At 72.2% G+C, this 16,923-nt stretch carries 10 protein-coding genes and 1 pseudogene; 3 read left to right on the forward strand and 8 right to left on the reverse strand.

Annotated elements, in window-relative coordinates; translation table 11 throughout:
• The first annotated feature begins 23 nt into the window (after positions 1–23).
• A complete protein-coding gene (locus ABFY03_RS05390) occupies positions 24–737 on the forward strand; it encodes a DUF2470 domain-containing protein (RefSeq protein WP_319009339.1) in 714 nt (237 codons plus the stop codon).
• Between the two features lie 52 nt (positions 738–789).
• A pseudogene (locus ABFY03_RS05395) lies at positions 790–1,458 on the forward strand (DUF817 domain-containing protein); the annotation flags it as partial.
• Positions 1,459–1,541: 83 nt separating this feature from the next.
• Here the strand turns inward: ABFY03_RS05395 and ABFY03_RS37900 are convergent.
• Positions 1,542–2,195, reverse strand: a complete 654-nt coding sequence (locus ABFY03_RS37900; RefSeq protein ID WP_386723786.1) for a transcriptional regulator — start codon at positions 2,193–2,195, stop codon at positions 1,542–1,544.
• Positions 2,196–2,319: 124 nt separating this feature from the next.
• On the opposite strand from ABFY03_RS37900, the gene ABFY03_RS05400 reads away from it, so the two are divergent.
• Positions 2,320–2,571, forward strand: coding sequence for an EF-hand domain-containing protein (locus ABFY03_RS05400; protein ID WP_319009341.1), 252 nt, complete (start codon positions 2,320–2,322; stop codon positions 2,569–2,571).
• 18 nt (positions 2,572–2,589) lie between these two features.
• On the opposite strand, the gene ABFY03_RS05405 is transcribed toward ABFY03_RS05400, so the two are convergent.
• The 7 genes from ABFY03_RS05405 to ABFY03_RS05435 all read right to left on the reverse strand — a co-directional run bounded on the left by ABFY03_RS05405 (position 2,590) and on the right by ABFY03_RS05435 (position 16,903).
• A complete protein-coding gene (locus ABFY03_RS05405; RefSeq protein WP_319009342.1) occupies positions 2,590–4,200 on the reverse strand; it encodes a glycoside hydrolase family 13 protein in 1,611 nt (536 codons plus the stop codon).
• Positions 4,201–4,257: 57 nt separating this feature from the next.
• Complete coding sequence (locus tag ABFY03_RS05410; protein ID WP_319009343.1) at positions 4,258–5,133, reverse strand: carbohydrate ABC transporter permease; 876 nt, start codon at positions 5,131–5,133, stop codon at positions 4,258–4,260.
• 17 nt (positions 5,134–5,150) lie between these two features.
• Positions 5,151–6,092 (reverse strand): carbohydrate ABC transporter permease, encoded by a 942-nt coding sequence (locus ABFY03_RS05415; protein WP_346169333.1) that lies wholly within the window; start codon positions 6,090–6,092, stop codon positions 5,151–5,153.
• 83 nt (positions 6,093–6,175) lie between these two features.
• The gene (locus ABFY03_RS05420; RefSeq protein ID WP_346169334.1) at positions 6,176–7,591 is read right to left on the reverse strand and encodes an extracellular solute-binding protein; all 1,416 of its coding nucleotides are present in this window, start codon (positions 7,589–7,591) and stop codon (positions 6,176–6,178) included.
• Positions 7,592–7,820: 229 nt separating this feature from the next.
• The gene (locus tag ABFY03_RS05425) at positions 7,821–12,107 is read right to left on the reverse strand and encodes a discoidin domain-containing protein (protein WP_346169335.1); all 4,287 of its coding nucleotides are present in this window, start codon (positions 12,105–12,107) and stop codon (positions 7,821–7,823) included.
• Between the two features lie 205 nt (positions 12,108–12,312).
• Positions 12,313–15,684 carry a CARDB domain-containing protein gene (locus tag ABFY03_RS05430; protein ID WP_346169336.1) on the reverse strand — a complete coding sequence of 1,124 codons (3,372 nt, stop codon included), beginning with the start codon at positions 15,682–15,684 and terminating at the stop codon, positions 12,313–12,315.
• A gap of 205 nt (positions 15,685–15,889) precedes the next feature.
• Complete coding sequence (locus ABFY03_RS05435; protein ID WP_319010971.1) at positions 15,890–16,903, reverse strand: LacI family DNA-binding transcriptional regulator; 1,014 nt, start codon at positions 16,901–16,903, stop codon at positions 15,890–15,892.
• Positions 16,904–16,923 lie beyond the last annotated feature (20 nt).

Raw genomic sequence — 16,923 nt, forward strand, 5'->3', positions numbered from 1 at the left:
GCGCCCGACCGAGGAGAGTCACCGTGAGCGTCGCCCCCTCCCCCGTCCTGCCCCAGCAGACCGCCGCGGAACAGGTCCGGTCCGTCCTGGCCCGGGCCATCTCCCTCTCCCTCACCCTCGACGGACAGACCTACGACCTGCTCGGCGCCCACACCGTCGGCGCCCGCGGCCGGATCACCCTCCACCCGCCCGCCGACACCCCGCTCACCGACCACCTCGACCGTGCCCCGCTCCGGACGCTCGACGTCCGCGTCGACCTCACCGACATCGCCCCGACCGCCCTCCGCGACCGGGTCCGCGCGCGCGTCGCCCTCACCGGCCGGCTCGCCCCCGCCACCCCCGGCGACCCCGGCTCGCTCCGCCTCGACCTGTCCCGGATCACCCTCCGCACCGGCACCGGGACCGAGGAGGTCGCCCCCGCCGCGTACGCCCTCGCCGCCCCCGACCCGCTCGCCCTGGAGGAGGCCGCGCTCCTCACCCACCTCGCCGACGCCCACCCCGACCTCGTGTCCGACCTGGTCGTCCTGGCCGGCTCCCGCCTCCCGCACGGCGTGGTCCGCGCCCTCCCGCTCGCCATGGACCGGCACGCCGTCTCGCTGCGCTGCGAGTACGGCGAGGGCCACTGCGACCTCCGCCTCCTCTTCCCCGCCGAGGCCCGCGACGCCGCCACCGCCGGCGACATGGTCCGCCGGCTGCTCACCGCCCCGCGCTGCGCCCACCACCACGACCACCACTGACCGGTCCCGCGATCCGGAAACCGCACACGCGCGCGGGCGCGTCCCCACCCGCATGGACCGGATCACGCACGGCCTCCGCCAGCTCCTGCGCTTCGCGCTCCTGGAGGCGCGCTGCTGCGCCTTCGCCGTCGCGCTCGTCGGCGGCATCGCCGTCTCCACGCTCCTGCCCGAGCTGCCCGTCGCCCGCTACGACCTGCTCCTCGGCTACGGGATCGTGCTCACCGTGCTGGCCTGGCGGCTCGGCTGGGACAGCGGGCGGGACGTCGCCGTCATCGCCGTCTGCCACCTCATCGGCCTGCTCTTCGAGCTGGTCAAGGTCCGCATGGGCTCCTGGAGCTACCCGGAGGACGCGGTCACCAAGGTCGGCGGCGTGCCCCTCTACGGCGGCTTCCTCTACGCGGCCGTCGGCAGCTACGTCTGCCGCGCCTGGCACCTCTTCGACCTGCGTCTGACCGGCTACCGGCCCCGGGCCATGGCGGTCCTCGCCGGGGCGGTCTACCTCAACTTCTTCAGCCACCACTGGCTGCCCGACGCCCGCTGGGTGCTCGCCGCCCTGCTGCTGTGCGCCACCGCCGGCACCTGGGTCCGCTTCCGCGTCGGCGAGCAGGACCTCCGGATGCCGCTCGCGCTCTCCTTCGTCCTCATCGGCTTCTTCCTCTGGATCGCCGAGAACGCCGCCACCTACGTCGGCGCCTGGAGCTACCCCGACCAGCTCGACGGCTGGCAGCCGGTCTCCGTCGCCAAGTTCGGCGCCTGGGCCCTGCTCATCACCGTCACCTTCGTGCTGGCCGTCGCCTGGACGGGTCAGCCCGCCGCGCGCGGCACGGGCTCCTCGCCCCGGCGGATGCCCAGGGTCGCCAGCAGGTCCTCGTGGAGCTCCATCCAGACGGTGTGGCAGGAGTCGGCGCGGGGCCGGTCCACCCAGGAGAACTCGCCGCGCCGGACCCGGGCCAGGGCGGCGGTGAAGCGGTCGCCGTAGCCGGAGAAGCGGTCGAGCCGGGAGCCGAGCTCCGCGGCGAGGGTGTCGATGACGCCGCCGAGGACGGTCAGCTCGTCGAGGATCCGGCCGTCCCAGTCCATGTCGGCGTGCGTGTTGACCGCCAGCCGGCCGCTGCCGTCGGGCCGCAGCTGCCAGTCGGTGCAGGCCGTCAGGCAGCGCGCGTTGTACGCGAGGAAGGTCTCGTACCGCTCGCGCACGTACGCCCCGTGACCCGACCCGGCCAGCTCCTCGGCGAGCAGCCGCTCCCCCTCCGTGCGGCCGGCGTCGGTGAGGCTCCAGCCGGACGTGCCGGCGAAGCCGCTCCGGGTGACCCGGCCGTACGCCTGGAGGTCCAGCAGCAGCTCGCCGACGGCGTCCGCGTCGAGGCCGAAGCGGGCCGCGGCCTCCGCCTCGGTGGTCATGCCCCGCAGCCGTACGGCGTGCAGGACCAGCAGCTCGGGAGAGGAGGAGGTCGCCATGGGCAGAGCCTAGACAGGTACCGCCGGGCCCGGCGACCCCCGCGCCGGGCGGCAGGCAACCCGCCGGGCGCCCCGCGCGTCCTCACCCGTGCGAACCCGGCACCGGACCGAACAAGGACACGCGATGAGCGACAGGGCCCGTATCCTCTTCGACGCGCTCGACCTCGACCAGGACGGCACACTGACCCGGACCGAGGTCATCCGGGCGCTGCGCGAGAAGGGCCCCACCCTGGCGGCGCGCGGTGTCCTGCCCGTCTGGGGCGTCGGCGGCGACGACGACTCGGCGGCGCTCTTCGACGCCGCCGACCAGAACGGCGACCGCGTCCTCAGCTTCGAGGAGTTCGCCGCCGTCGTGGACCGCCGCTTCGGCTGGTGACCCCGGCGGCGCGGCCGCTCAGCCGCGCAGCCAGACGGCGGTGTCCGGGGGGAGGGCGCCGGTCGGGTCGAGCGGGCCGCTGGCGAGCAGTGTCGCGGTGTGCGCGGGGAGCTCGACCGGGCCCGGGGAGAGGTTGACGACGCAGATCAGGCCGTGGTCGCGGGCGAAGGCGAGGACTCCGTCGGCGGCCGGCAGCCAGCGGAGCGTGCCGTCGCCGAAGCCGGGCTCGGTGCGGCGCAGGGCGAGCGCCGTGCGGTAGAGGGTGAGCATGGAGTCGGGGTCGGCGCTCTGCCGGTCGACGGCGTAACGGGCCCAGTCGGCGGGCTGCGGCAGCCAGGGGTCCGTACCGCCGCCGTTGACGAAGCCGTACGAAGGTGCCCCGGCCTCCCAGGGGAGGGGCACCCGGCAGCCGTCGCGGCCGGGGTCGGTGCCGCCGGAGCGGAAGTGCATGGGGTCCTGGATGCGGTCCCGCGGGATGTCGGCCTCGGGGAGGCCGAGTTCCTCGCCCTGGTAGAGGTAGACGGAGCCGGGCAGGGCGAGGGTGAGGAGGGCGGCGGCCCGGGCCCTGCGGGTGCCGAGCTCCAGGTCGGCGGGGGTGCCGAAGCGCTTCGCGGCGAAGTCGAAGGCGGTGTCGGCGCGGCCGTAGCGGGTGGCGGTGCGGGTGACGTCGTGGTTGCAGAGGACCCAGGTGGCGGGGGCGTGGACGGGGGCGTGCTCGGCGAGGGTGTCGTCGATGGTGCGGCGCAGCCGGTCCGGTTCCCAGGGGCAGGCGAGGAAGTTGAAGTTGAAGGCGGTGTGGAGTTCGTCGGGGCGAAGGTAGCGGGCGAAGCGTTCGGCGTCGGGGAGCCAGACCTCGCCGACGAAGACGCCGCCGTACTCGTCGGCTATCGACCGCCAGGAGCGGTAGACGTCGTGGATCTCGTCGAGGTCGATGTACGGGTGCGGGTCGACGCCCTCGGTGAAGTCCCGCAGGTCCGGGTCCTTGGTGAGCAGGGCGGCGGAGTCGATGCGGACGCCGGCGACGCCGCGCTCGAACCAGAAGCGGAGGACCTCCTCGTGCTCGCGGCGGACGTCGGGGTGGGACCAGTTGAGGTCGGGCTGTTCGGGGGTGAAGAGGTGGAGGTACCACTCTCCGTCGGGGACCCGGGTCCAGGTGGTGCCGGAGAACTGGGAGGGCCAGTCGTTGGGCGGGAGTTCGCCGTGCTCGCCGCGGCCGGGGCGGAAGTGGAAGCGGGCGCGGGCCTCGCTGCCGGGTCCGGCGGCGAGCGCCTCGCGGAACCAGGCGTGCTGGTCGGAGACGTGGTTGGGGACGATGTCGACGATGACGCGGAGGCCGAGGGCGGCGGCCTCGGCGATGAGCTTCTCGGCCTCGTCGAGGGTGCCGAAGGCGGGGTCGATGGCGCGGTAGTCGGCGACGTCGTAGCCGCCGTCGACCATCGGGGAGGCGTACCAGGGGGTGAACCAGACGGCGTCGACGCCGAGGGCGGCGAGGTGGGGCAGTCGTGCCCGGACGCCCGCGAGGTCACCGGTGCCGTCCCCGTCGCCGTCGGCGAAGCTGCGCGGGTAGACCTGGTAGATGACGGCGTCGCGCCACCAGTCGGCGGTACGGGTCGGGGTGGGGGCTGCCACGTGACGGTCCTTTCGGGCAGGGAGGGTGCGGTGGGTGAGCGGGGGCGGGGCGGCGGGTCAGCCCTTGAGGCCGCCGGCGGTGAGGCCGCCCATGATGTTGCGCTGGAAGACCAGGAAGACGAGGAGCGTGGGCAGCGAGGCGATGGTGAGGGCGGCGATGAGCACGTTCACCGGGACCCCGTTGGAGAGCGAGTAGATGCCCACGTTGAGGGTCTGCTTCGCCGGGTCGGGAAGGGTGAGCATCGGCCAGAGGAAGTCCTTCCACACGCCGACGACCGCGAAGATCGACACCACGCCGAGGATCGGCCGGGAGACGGGCAGGACGATCGACCAGAGGATCCGCAGGGGGCCGGCGCCGTCCAGGGCGGCGGCGGAGAGCAGTTCCTGGGGGATGGAGTCGAAGAAGCGCTTCAGCAGGAAGATGTTGAAGGCGTTGGTGACGGACGGCAGCCAGATCACCCACGGGCTGTCGAGCAGGTTGCGTTCGACGATCGGCACGTCGAGCACGGTGAGGTACTGGGGGACGACGAGGACGGTCGCCGGGATCATCAGGGTGGCGAGCATCATGCCGAGGACGGCCTTGCCGAGCACGGGGCGCAGTTTGGAGAGCGAGTAGGCGGCGGCGACGTCCAGGACGAGCTGGAAGGCGAGGGCGCCGAAGGCGTAGTAGAGGGTGTTGAGGAGGAGGGTGGCGAGGTCCATGACCTCCCAGGCCCGGCCGTAGTTGGCGGGTTCGAAGCTGCCGGGGACCAGGGTGGGCGGGGTCTGGATGACCTCCTGGGCGTCCTTGAAGCCGCTGGACGCGAGCCAGTAGAGGGGGCCGAGGAAGACCAGGGTGAAGAGGACGAGGACCAGGACGAGGACGGCCCGGTAGGCGGCCCTGCCGCGGGGGCGGGCGAGCCGGGCCGGCGAGATGAGCGTGCGTGTGGACATGTGTGTCTCCCCCGGTCCTACTCGTCCTCGGCGCGGCTGAGCTTGACGTACGCCGCCGAGAATCCGGCGAGGAGCACGAGCAGCATGAGGCCGAGGGCGGCCGCGGCGCCGTAGTTGTTGAAGTTGAAGGCGTACTGGTAGATGAGGTACACGACGGTGGTGGTGGACCCTTCGGGTCCGGCTCCGCCGGTGAGCAGGAACGGTTCGACGAAGACCTGCATGGTGGCGATGACCTGCATGAGCAGCATCAGGGAGAGGACGAGCCGGGTCTGCGGGATGGTGACGTGCCAGATCTTGCGGAGCAGGCCGGCGCCGTCGAGTTCGGCGGCCTCGTACAGCTCGCCGGGGATGGACTGGAGCGCGGCGAGGTAGATCAGGGTGGCGCCGCCCATGTTCATCCAGGTGGAGGCGATGACGACGGCGAGCAGGGAGATGTCGGGGTCCTGGAGCCACTGCTGTTCGGGCCGGCCGAGGAAGCGGAGGAGTTCGTTGAGGAGGCCGTAGCCGGGGTCGTAGAGGTACTTGAAGAGGAGGACGGCGGCGACCGGCGGGAGCATCACCGGGAGGTAGACGAGGAGCCGGAGGTAGCCCTGTCCGTGACGGAACTCGTTGATGACGAGCGCGGCGACGAAGGGGACGGCGAAGCCGAGGAGCAGGGCGAGGGCGGTGTAGAGGAGGGTGTTGCCCCACGCCTGCCAGAAGGCCGGGTCGTCGGCGACGGTGCGGAAGTTGTCGAGGCCGACCCAGGTGGTGCGGCCGCTCTCGGTCTTCTGGAAGGCGAGCAGGAACTCCCTGACCATCGGGTACCAGGAGAAGACCGCGAAGCAGAGGACGGCGCCGATGAGGAAGCCGTGGGCGGTGAGGTTGCGCCGCAGGGCCGTGGCGAGGGGTGCCGTCCTGGCCGGTGGGTCGGTGCGGGGTGGCGCCGTGGGGCGCGGGGCGGTGCTGAGGGCCGGCATCGTCGCTCCTTGGTGCTGGGTGCCGCGGTCGGAGGATCCGGCGGGCGGGGCGGACCGGGCCGGTCCGCCCCGCCCGGGCCGGGTCACTGGTGGGCGAGGACCTGGTTGACCTGGGTCTCGGCGGTCGCCAGGAGCTTGTCGATGTCGGCGTCCTTGTTGGTGAGGAGGCCGGACATCACGTTGTCGAGCACCTTGTAGACCTCCTGGGCCTTCGGCGGCTCGGCCTTGCCGGGGACGGGGTTGTCCATGAACGCCTTGAAGTTGGCGACCGGCATGGTGGCGTGCCGGGTGCGGGCGCCGTCGTCCTTCGTCTTGGAGTCGCCGAGCCAGAAGTTGGGCTGCGGGACGCCGACGGGGAGGCCGTCGGCCTTGGCGCGGGCCCAGTCGAACTGGCCCTTGCCGACGGTGAGGTTCTTGAAGTTCAGCCAGGCGACGGCGGCCTTGATCTTGTCGGGCGAGATGCCCTTCTTGACCATGTAGTTGTTGCCGCCGGCGAGGGTGTTCCTGCCGCCGGGGATCGGGCCCATGCCGAAGTTCTCGTACTTCGCGCCGAGCTGCTGGACCATGTACGCGATGTCGTCGGGGGCGGCGAGGAACATGCCGAGCTTGTCGGTGGCGATCTGCTTCTGGAGGTCGCCCCACTTGAGCAGCTGGGTCTTCCCCATGCTGTCGTCCTCCCAGCGCATGGCGTGGAGGTTCTTCGCGACCTGCTTGCCGATCTCGTCGTTGAAGGCGGCCTTGGTGCCGCTCGCGTCGACGACGTCGCCGCCGAGGCTGTACATCTGGGCGGTGAAGTGCCAGCCGCCGGTGTTGCCGGCGCTGTACTCGCCGAAGCCGGCGACGCCGTTCCCGAGGGCGGCGATCTTCTTGGCGGCGGCGCGGACCTCGTCCCAGGTGCGCGGCGGGGCGTCGGGGTCGAGGCCGGCGTCCTTGAAGAGCTTGCGGTTGATCAGCAGGCCCATCGTGTAGTTGCTGGTGGGCAGGCCGTACAGGTTGCCCTTGTGCTTGAGGGAGCCGAGGACGTCGGGGGCGATGTCCTTGAGGAGCGGGACGCTGGTGGGGTGGACGTAGGCGCTGATGTCGGCGGCGCCGTCCTCGGCGAGGACCTGCGGCAGGTCGGTGAAGTAGGTGTAGAAGACGTCGGGCTGGGACTTGGCCTTGAGCATCGCGGTGAAGCGCGGGGGCTCCAGGCACTGGCCGGGGGTGGAGCGGCCCTCGATGGTGACGTTCGGGTAGGTCTTGTTGAACTCGGCGACGTCCTCCTTCCACTCCTTCAGCTCGGCCGCCTTCGCCGCGGGCGGCATGCAGTCGATGGTGAGCGTCACCTTCGTCCTGGGGTCGAGCGGCGTGGTGGGGTCGGAGGAGCCGCTCTGCTCGGTTCCGTCGGTGCCGTCGTCGCTGCTGCTGGTGCCGCAAGCGGCGAGCGCGGTGAGCGCGAGGGCGGAGACGAGGGCGACTGCGGCCGGTCTGCGGGTACGGCGGAGCCGGGCACTTCTCATGAGTGGTCCCCTTCGGGCTGGGCGTGGAGGTGGCCCCGGCGGTGCTGCGTGGGCGGGGCGCGGCACACTCAACCACCCCCGACAAGTGAACGCAAGATATCGCGCTGATTTCGTAAATGCTCGACAGTGAAGCGCAACCTTGCATGCGTGAGAGGCCGGCGCAAACCGCGCAAAGCGGCTCGCACCGGCCTCTCCGGGGCCTGCCGGGCCCCCGGTCGACGGCGAACGGCTACGGATTGACGGTGATCCGGAAGGTGGAGGTGGTGTTGCGGATGTCGACGGCGTTGCCGCTCATCCGCAGCCCGTTGAAGGTCACCTCGCCCACGGCGGGACCCTGGCCTGCCTCCGGCTGCTCGTTGGCCCACAGGCCGAAGCCGGACTTCGCGTCGAAGGCGTCACCGGACCGGCGCGCTCCGGTGATCGAGATGTCGGTGAACACCGTGTCCTTGATGGGGAACTGCGGCTGGCCGCCCACGTAGTTCGTCTGGAACATCACCCCGCTGTAGGTGGGGTCGACGATGTCGACGTGGTTCACCCGGATCCCCTGGAACACCTTGGAGGCCGAGAAGACCCAGATCCCGGGGAAGGTCTGGGCGCCCCAGAAATGGCCGCCGGCCCGGACGATCGAGATGTTCTCGAAGGTCGTCGGAGCGGTTCCGAATCCGTTCATCGGATACCCGAAGTCCAGCGAGGAGATGGTGATGCCGGAGTAGACCAGGGTGTCGGCGATGTGGATGTTGCGGAAGGTGTTGTCGTAGCCGCCGTAGACGGCCACGCCCGCCGCCCGCCAGGTGAGCGTGCTGGTCAGGTTCTCGTAGACGTTGTTCTTCATGTCCGCGCCGCCGGCGTCGACGGCCGAGAACAGCGCGAAGCTGTCGTCGCCGGTGGCCCGGGCGTCGTTGTTGGTCACCAGGTTGTCCGTCGACCCGTTGGTCATGTTGACCCCGTCGGCGAACAGGTTCCGGATCCGGGAGTTCCTGAGGGTGATCCGGTCGGTGTTGGCGCCCCAGTAGAGGCACACCGTGTGCTCGTTCCAGATGTCGTCGATGACGATGTCCGACACGTTCGCGAAGTCGAAGACCTTCCCCGGCCCGTCGATCCGCGAGGTGTAGTTGCCGAAGTAGGCGAAGCCCTTGAAGAGCGAGCCCCTCGCGGTCGCCTCGGCCCGGAACCCGACGTCGGTGTTCTCCTGGGTCGCGGGGGCGTGGAACCGGGTGTACCAGGGCCCGGCGCCGACCACCTTCACGGCCTTGCCGTACACCTGGAACTTGCCCGACGTCTGGTAGTCGCCCGGCGGCAGGTAGACGCCCGTCAGGGCGCCCGTGGTGTCCATCCGGACCCGGTCCAGGGCGTTCTGCACGTCCTGGTGGCCGAAGCCCGCCGGCACGGCGTACGCCGCCGGGTCCGGGTTCGCCACCGGCGCGACCTGCTCCAGGTTCACGAAGTCGATCGCGTACGTGGAGGTGTTCGCGGCGTCCTTCTGGAGCCGGATCCTGCTGCCGGCCGGCACGGTCTCGCCGAGCATCAGGTGCGCCTCGTCGTAGATGTGCCGCGGTCCGCCCGCGCCCGGGGAGTTTCCGGGAGCCGTCTCGGAGCCGTACAGCCAGGCGTACTTCGAGGTCAGCGGCAGGGCCTTCCGGAAGACCCCGTCGACATAGACGTTGATCGTCGAGTCGATGCCGCCGCCGCCCGGGGCGTCCGGGATCGAGAAGCGGGTGACCAGGGTGTTGGTCGAGGCCCGGGTGGTGAACTCGACGTACTCGCCGGTCGCGTCCAGGTTCACGGCCCTGCGGCCGGACGCCTCGCCCGCGATGTCGCCGACGGTGCGGTTGGGCCCGACGACGGTCGCGCCGCCGCCCGGGGTGCCGTCCTCCGCCTCGTACATGTCGTACGGCATGTTCGCGCCGCGCCCCACGAAGAGCGGCTGGGTGGCGGTGTTGTTCGCCCGCTTCACCGGCAGCTCGTTCGGGTCGTCGGCGAGGACCGTGCGGACGGTGTACGAGCCGTCGGCGGCCGTCCACGGCCCGAGGCTCACCTCCGTCCGCGCCCCGGCCGCCAGCGGCCCGGCGTACGAGCCGGTGAGGGTCTTCACGGTGCCTCCCTGGTCGTTCAGGAGGGTGAGCGTGACCCCGTGGGTGCCGGTGGCGGTCGCCACCGTGCCCTGGTTGCGGACGACGGCCTTGAAGGTGACCGTGTCGCCGGCCGAGGGGCTGGACGGCGAGGTGGCGACCGAGACGGTGACCGGGTCGGAGCTGTCCACCGGCCGTACCACGAGCGCGGTGGGGCTGGTGTAGGTGTTGTCGGTCTCGTTCTGTTCGACGACCGCCCCGCCCTCGTCGGCGACCGCGCTCAGCTCGTACGAGCCGGCGTCGCGGGCCCCGATCGAGGCCGAGACGGTGGTCTGGGCCCCGGCGGCGAGCGCGCCGACCGCCGCCGTGGCGACCTTCGTGCCGCCGAGGCGGACGGCGAGGCCGCTGGCCGGGGCGGCGGCGGTGCCGTCGTTGCGGACGGTGGCGGAGACCGTGATCGGGTCCGACTCGACGGGCGAGGCGGGCGAGACGGTCAGCCCGGTGACCCGCAGGTCGGGGTTGGGCGCCGGGACGCCGATCACCTGGAACTCGGCGACCTGTCCGGCCGGGGCGCCGGTGTTGGCGGTGATCCGCAGCTGCACGTCGGCGGTCCTGGCGGTCACCGGGATGGTCACCTGGTTGCCGCTGCCGGGGTCGAAGGCGTAGCTCTTCGCGGCGACGAGACTCGTGAAGCCCGTGGCGTCCTGGCCGCGGCCGAGGACCTCGATCGTCTGGGAGCGGGCACCCCAGGCGCTGCCGGGATCGAGCTTCAGGACGAGCCGGTCGAGGTCGGCGTCGGCACCGAGCCGCACGGTGAGGGCGTTCGGGTAGCTGCCGCCCGCGCCCTCCCAGTAGGTGGCCGTGCTGTCGTCGTTGGCGTGGGCGGCGACGAAGGCGTGCACGGTGGACGAGGCGCTGATCGGCTTGGCCACGGCGAGGTTGGACCCGGTGCCGCCGCTGCCGTTCCGGGTGACGCTGTTGCTGTCGCCGGACCGGTTGCCCGCCGCGTCCCTGGCCCGTACCCGGTAGGTGACGGTCGCGGAGGCGGGCTGGGTGTCGGTGTGGGTGGTGACGTTCCCGGCGACGGTGGTCAGCAGGGCGCCGTTCGCGTAGATCTCGTAGCCGGTGACGCCCGTGTCGTCGGTGGAGGCGGTCCAGGCGAGCCGGATCCGGCCGGCACCGGACTCCGTGTACGCCAGGTTCGCGGGGGCCGTCGGCGCCTGGGTGTCGCCGGTGTCCCCGGTCCTGGTCACGGCGTTGGAGTCGCCGGACTGGTTGCCTGCCGCGTCCCGCGCCCTGACCTTGTAGGTCACCGTCCGGTCCGCCGGGCGGATGTCGGTGTACGTGGTGACGTTCCCGGCGACGGTGGTCAGCAGGGCGCCGTCGGCGTAGACGTCGTACGCGGTGACGCCGGTGTCGTCGGTGGCCGCGCTCCAGGTGAGGCGGATCTGCCCGGAGGCGGGCTCCGTGTACGCCAGGTTCGCGGGCGCGGTCGGCGCCCGGGTGTCGCCGCCCGCCGGCCCGTAGACCTCCAGCTCGGAGAACTGGGCCGCGTTCTGCACCGTGTTGGCGGTGACGAGGACGCGGACGTACCGGGCGGTGGTGGCGCCGAAGGAGACCGTCGCGCTGCGCCCGCTCGCCGCGTCGAAGGCGTACGCCTGGGCGGCGGTCAGGTCCGTGAAGGAGGTGCCGTCCGTACCGGCCTGGATCTTCAGGGTCTGGCTGCGGGGCTCCCAGGTGTCGGGCAGCCGCAGCACGACCCGGTCGACGCGCAGGGCGGCCCCGAGGTCGGCCTGGAGCCACTGCGGGAAGGCGCCGCCGGGACTCTCCCAGTAGGTGGCACGGTTGCCGTCGTTGGCGTGGGACGCCACGTACGTCTGGGTGTGGCCGCTGGCGGTGAGGGTCTTCCCGGCGGCGAGGTTCGCGGAGGTGCCGTCGGCGCCGTGCACCTCCAGTTCGGAGAGCTGGGCGGCCTGCCAGCCGGTGTTGGCGGTGATGTCGACCCGTACGAAACGGGTCTGGGCGGCCGGGAAGGCGATGGTGACGGTGTTCCCGGAGCCGGGGGTGAAGGCGTAGGTTGCCGAGGTCTTCAGGGTGGTGAAACTCGTGCCGTCGGCGCTGCCCTGCACGGAGAGGGTCTGGTTCCGGCTCTCCCAGCCGGCGGGCAGCTTCAGCACGACCTCGTCGACGCGGGTGGCGGTGCCGAGGTCGGCCTGCACCCACTGGGGGAAGGCGGAGCCGGCGCTCTGCCAGTACGTGCCCTGATTGCCGTCGGTGACGTTCGCGGCGCCGTACTCGGCGTGCGCGCTGCTCGCCCCGGCGGTGTCGCCCAGGGCGAGGTTCGGGCCTCCGGCGGCCTGCGCGGTCGTCAGGGGACCGCCCAGCGCCAGCAGGCTCGTCGCGATCACGGCGCTCAGGCCCCGTGATCTCCAGTTGCGGATCCTCATCGCTCCTCGGTCTCTCACTCAAGGGATGTGTCCAGAATTCGCGCTCAGATGTCGATTCCTTGCGCGGGACGCTCAGAGAGTTCCAGAGGAACGAAGGGTCGTCTACCGGTAGGACCGGGCGAGTTGAGCGCCCGTCGGAGGGGGTGCGCGGGCATGCCGAAGCGGCGGTCCGCGGGGGTGCGGACCGCCGTTCCGGCGGGGTGGTTCAGCCCCGGTTCACCGTGAACTGCGAGCCGGGTTCGACGACGACGTCCCCCTCCGCCGTGTCGGCGAAGGTGACCCGGGTCAGGGTGGCGCTGCCGCGGGCCCCGCCCATGGCGAGGATCCCGGAGCCGTTGACCGTGCCGTCGATGCGGACGTCGCTGATCCGCACGTCGGGGACGGCCCCGCCGCCCGTCTTGAACTGGATGGCGTCGTAGGTCGAGTCGAGGATGTCGGTGTCCCGGATGGTGACGCCGGGGATGTCGGGCCCCTGCGCGAAGAGGGTGATCGCGCCGAACTCCTGGTCCTCGTTCCAGAAGGCGCCGCCGGTGCGGTGCAGCGCGTTGTTCGCGATCAGGGTCTGCCCGGAGAAGGGCAGCGGGTCGTGGTCGGTGGCCAGCATGATCCCCGGGTAGTTCATGGTGTCGGCGATCACGTTGTTCTCGATGGTGTTGCCGTACCCGCCGTAGACCGCGATGCCGTTGGCCCGCCAGGGCAGCTGGACCGTGTTGTTGCGGAAGTGGTTGTCGTGGCCGACGTCCACCGAGGTGTCCTTGACGTACTTGCTGGCCCAGACGGCCAGGGCGTCGTCGCCGGTGTTGCGGAAGGACGAGTCGTGGACGGTGGAGTTGCGGGTGCCGTTGGCGAAGTTGATGCCGTCGGCGTAGGTGTTGCGGATCCGCATGCCGGTGAACTCCAGGCCGTCGCCCGGCCCCCACAGCTCGGGGATGTTGGAGTAGTCGCGGCCCACCCAGACGCCGACGTTGGCGTGCTCGATCCAGACGTTGCTGATCTTCGTGCCCTGACCGAAGCGCCCGTTGAGGCCGACCCCGCCCTCGGCGTTGCCGTCGCCGCCCCGGATGGTGCCGGAGCCGAAGATGGCGAGGTCCGAGATCTTCGTGTTGGCGTCGATGTCGAAGCCGAAGTTGCCCTCGTGCGGGTGGTTGATGCCGCCGGCCTGGTGCGGCGGGGTCAGCGTGTACAGCTGGGAGTGCCACATGCCGGCGCCGCGGATGGTGACGTCCCGGATGCCGACCTGGTTGTACTGGCCCCGGTTCAGCGGGTCGTCGGTGAGGATCTTCTGCTCCTGGCGCCACTGTCCGGCCGGGATCCAGACGCAGCCGATCTCGCCCTTCTGGTCGGCGGTGACGGCCCGCTGGATCGCGTCGGTGTCGTCGAGGCCGTCGTTCGGCACGGCGCCGTACGCGGTGATCGAGACGCAGCCGGCCGGCTGGGCGGCGGCCGGGGCCACCTGCTCCAGGTCGATCAGGTCGAGGACGTAGAAGGCGGCGGTGTCCCCCGCGTCGCGCTGCAGCCGGAAGCGGGTGCCCGGCGGGTAGGACCGCTCGAGGAGGGTGTGCGACTCGTCGAAGAGCCGGCGGGCGTCACCGCCGGGCCGGTTGGTCAGCCCCTCCGGGTCGTCGGTGGTGCCGTACAGCCAGGAGTGCTTGGAGGAGAGGGTCAGCTTCCGCACGAAGACGTCGTTCGCGTACAGGCTGAGGGTGGCCTCCTGGCCGCCGCCGGCCGCCGCGTCCGGGATGGAGTTGCGGACGGTGAGGGCGTTGGCCTGGTTGACCGAGGTGAACTCGACGTACTGGCCGCTCGCGTCCAGCCGCACCGACGCGCGCCCGGAGGACTCGGTGGCGAAGTTGGTGTGCCCGAAGGTGCGCAGCCGGTCGGCGGTGAGCAGGGTGCCCTGGTAGCGGGCGTCCTCCGCCTCGTACTCGGTGTACGGGACGGCGGCCCCGCGCCCGACGACCATCGAGCGGGTGAGGACGTTGTTGTCCTCGTCGGTCTCGGCGAGGGTGCCGGTGGCGTCGGCGGTGGCGGTCAGGGTGACGCCGCCGCTGGTGGCGGTCCAGGTGCCGGCGACCGGGACGGTCACGGTCTGGCCCGCGCCGACGGCGCCGGTGGTGCCGTTCAGGGTGGTGGTGCCGGCGGAGAGCCGGGTGACGGTGCCGGCGGCGACCGCGGTGGTGCCGCGGTTGTGGACGGCGACGGTGAAGGAGACGGGCGCGCCGACGGCCGGGGCCGAGGGGTTGGCGGTGATGCCGGTGACCATCAGGTCGGGGCCGGGGCTCTGGCCGACGGTGAGCTTCGAGGCGGCGGTGCGGCTGTTGTTGGAGTCGTCGAGTTCGGGGACGGCGCCGGCCGGGTCGGCGACGGCGGACACGGTGTAGGCGCCCACGGGCCGGCGGCCGACGGGGATGTCGACCGTGGTGGCGGCCCCGGCCGGGAGGGAGGCGGTGGGGGCGGTGCCCGCGACCGCGCCCTCGACGCTGACCTGCACGGTGGCGGCGGGGGCCGCGGCGGTGCCGGTGTTGCGGACGGTGGCGCGGACGGTGACCTCGTCGGTCTCGCTGGGGGCGGCCGGGGTCCAGGTGAGATCGGTGACGACGAGGTCGGGGGCGGGGGCGGCGGTGCCGAGGACCTGGAGCTCGGCGACCTGGGCGCCGGGGGCCCCGGTGTTGGAGTGGAAGACGAGCCGTACGTCGGCGGTGCGGGCGGTCACCGGGACGGTGACCGTGTTCTGCCCGGAGGACGGACTGAAGGCGTGGTCGGCGCGCGGTGCGAGGGTGGTGAAGGCGGTGGCGCCGGCGGCGCGGCCCTGGATCTCGAAGGACTGGGTGCGCGGGGCCCACACCGGATCCGGGTCGAGCCTGACGACGACGCCCGCGACGTCGGCGTCCGCGCCGAGCTTCACGGTGAGGCTCGCGGGGAAGCCGGCGGACTCCCAGTAGGTGGCCGTGGAGCCGTCGTTGGCGTTGGCGGCCTGGTAGTTCTGGGTGACCGAGGTCGCCTCGACCGGCTTGCCGCGGGCCAGGTCGGTGCCGCCGACCGGCGGTTCGACGGTGCCGGGCTCGCCGTACACCTCGACGGCGGCGAGCTGGGCCGCGTTCCAGCCGGTGTTGGCGGTGATCTGCACGCGGAGGTGGCGGGCCCGGGCGCCGTCGAGGTCGAGGGCGACCGCGTTGCCGGCGGCCGGGTCGAAGCGGCGCGCCTGGGCTCCGGCCAGGGTGGTGAAGGCGCTGCCGTCGGTGGAGCCGAGGACGGCGAGGGTCTGGTCCCGGGGCTCCCAGCCGGTGGGGAGTTTCAGGACGACGCGGTCGACGTCGACGGCGGCGCCGAGGTCCACCTGGGCCCACTGCGGGAAGGCGCCGGCCGGGCCCTCCCAGTAGCTGGCCTGGCTGCCGTCGGTGAGGTTGCCGGCCGGGTAGGCGCCGTGGGCGCCGGACGCGGTGGCGGGTCTGCCGAGGGCGAGGTCGGGGTCCGCCGCGGCGGCGGCGTACGCGGGAGCGGGCAGCAGCCCGAGGGCGACCAGCGCGGCGATCAGCATGCCGATCGTGAGCCGCAGGCCGTGTCGTAGGGATGTCATCAAGGGCCCTCCGTGAGCCTGACGCGTGACTCGCATGGTTTTTGAGTTATTCAGTCAAAGTTTTGCGGTCGTTGCGGGCACAGGTTTCTACTGGATGACGCCCTTGTCAACGGAGAGCGCACAGAAACGACGAAGGCACCGGTCCGCCCGGCCGCGTGGGGCGGCGGGAGGAACCGGTGCCTGGAGGGGTGCGGTACGCGCTCCGCTAGCGGGCGGCGGCCGGCGGGGCCGTGGAGCCGCGCACCACCAGCTCGGGCTCGAAGAGCAGTTCGCCCGGGTGCGAGTGCACGCCCTGGATCTGGGCGCAGAGCAGTTCGACGGCGGCGCGCCCCATGGCCTCGATGGGCTGGCGGACCGTGGAGAGCGGCGGTTCGGTGCAGTTCATGAAGGCCGAGTCGTCGAAGCCGACCACGGAGACGTCGGCGGGGACGACGAGCCCGCGCCGGCGGGCGGCCCGGATGGCGCCGAGGGCGAGCGGGTCGCTCGCGCAGACGATGCCGGTGACGCCCGCTTCGAGGAGGCGGTTGGCGGCGGCCTGACCGCCTTCGAGGGAGAAGATCGAGCGGACGACGTGCGCGTCGGGGAGCGGGGTGCCGGCCGCCTCGGCGACGGCCCGCGCGGCGTCGAGCTTGCGGCGGGAGGGCACGTGGTCGGCGGGGCCGAGCAGCATCCCGATCTTCTCGTGGCCGAGGGAGGCGAGATGGCGCCACGCCTGTTCGACGGCGACGGCGTCGTCGCAGGAGACGCAGGGGAAGTCCAGGCCCTCGATGGAGGCGTTGACGAGGACGACCGGGATGTTGCGCTCGGCGAGCTGGTGGTAGTGGTCGTGCGGCGCGTCGGCCTGCGCGAAGAGTCCGCCGGCGAAGACGACGCCGGAGACCTGCTGCTGGAGGAGCAGCTCCACGTAGTCGGCCTCGGAGACGCCGCCCTTGGTCTGGGTGCAGAGCACGGGGGTGAGCCCCTGCTGGGCGAGGGCGCCGCCGATGACCTCGGCGAAGGCGGGGAAGATGGGGTTCTGCAGCTCGGGCAGGACCAGTCCGACGAGCCGGGCGCGTTCGCCCCTGAGCTGGGTGGGGCGCTCGTAGCCGAGCACGTCCAGGGCGGTGAGGACGGACTGGCGGGTCGCCTCGGACACCCCGGGCTTGCCGTTGAGGACCCGGCTGACCGTCGCCTCGCTGACCCCCACCTTCTTCGCCACCTGAGCAAGTCGTCGCGTCATGCGCGCAAGAGTAGCGCAAG

The sequence above is a fragment of the Streptomyces roseofulvus genome (genome assembly GCF_039534915.1).
Classification (GTDB): Bacteria; Actinomycetota; Actinomycetes; order Streptomycetales; family Streptomycetaceae; genus Streptomyces; species Streptomyces roseofulvus.

Coding starts and splice junctions, on each gene's coding strand:
- ABFY03_RS05410 (WP_319009343.1), bottom strand. CDS start 5,133: ATGTCCACACGCACGCTCATCTCGCCGGCCCGGCTCGCCCGCCCCCGC.
- ABFY03_RS05425 (WP_346169335.1), bottom strand. CDS start 12,107: ATGAGGATCCGCAACTGGAGATCACGGGGCCTGAGCGCCGTGATCGCG.
- ABFY03_RS37900 (WP_386723786.1), bottom strand. CDS start 2,195: ATGGCGACCTCCTCCTCTCCCGAGCTGCTGGTCCTGCACGCCGTACGG.
- ABFY03_RS05435 (WP_319010971.1), bottom strand. CDS start 16,903: ATGACGCGACGACTTGCTCAGGTGGCGAAGAAGGTGGGGGTCAGCGAG.
- ABFY03_RS05420 (WP_346169334.1), bottom strand. CDS start 7,591: ATGAGAAGTGCCCGGCTCCGCCGTACCCGCAGACCGGCCGCAGTCGCC.
- ABFY03_RS05430 (WP_346169336.1), bottom strand. CDS start 15,684: ATGACATCCCTACGACACGGCCTGCGGCTCACGATCGGCATGCTGATC.
- ABFY03_RS05415 (WP_346169333.1), bottom strand. CDS start 6,092: ATGCCGGCCCTCAGCACCGCCCCGCGCCCCACGGCGCCACCCCGCACC.
- ABFY03_RS05400 (WP_319009341.1), top strand. CDS start 2,320: ATGAGCGACAGGGCCCGTATCCTCTTCGACGCGCTCGACCTCGACCAG.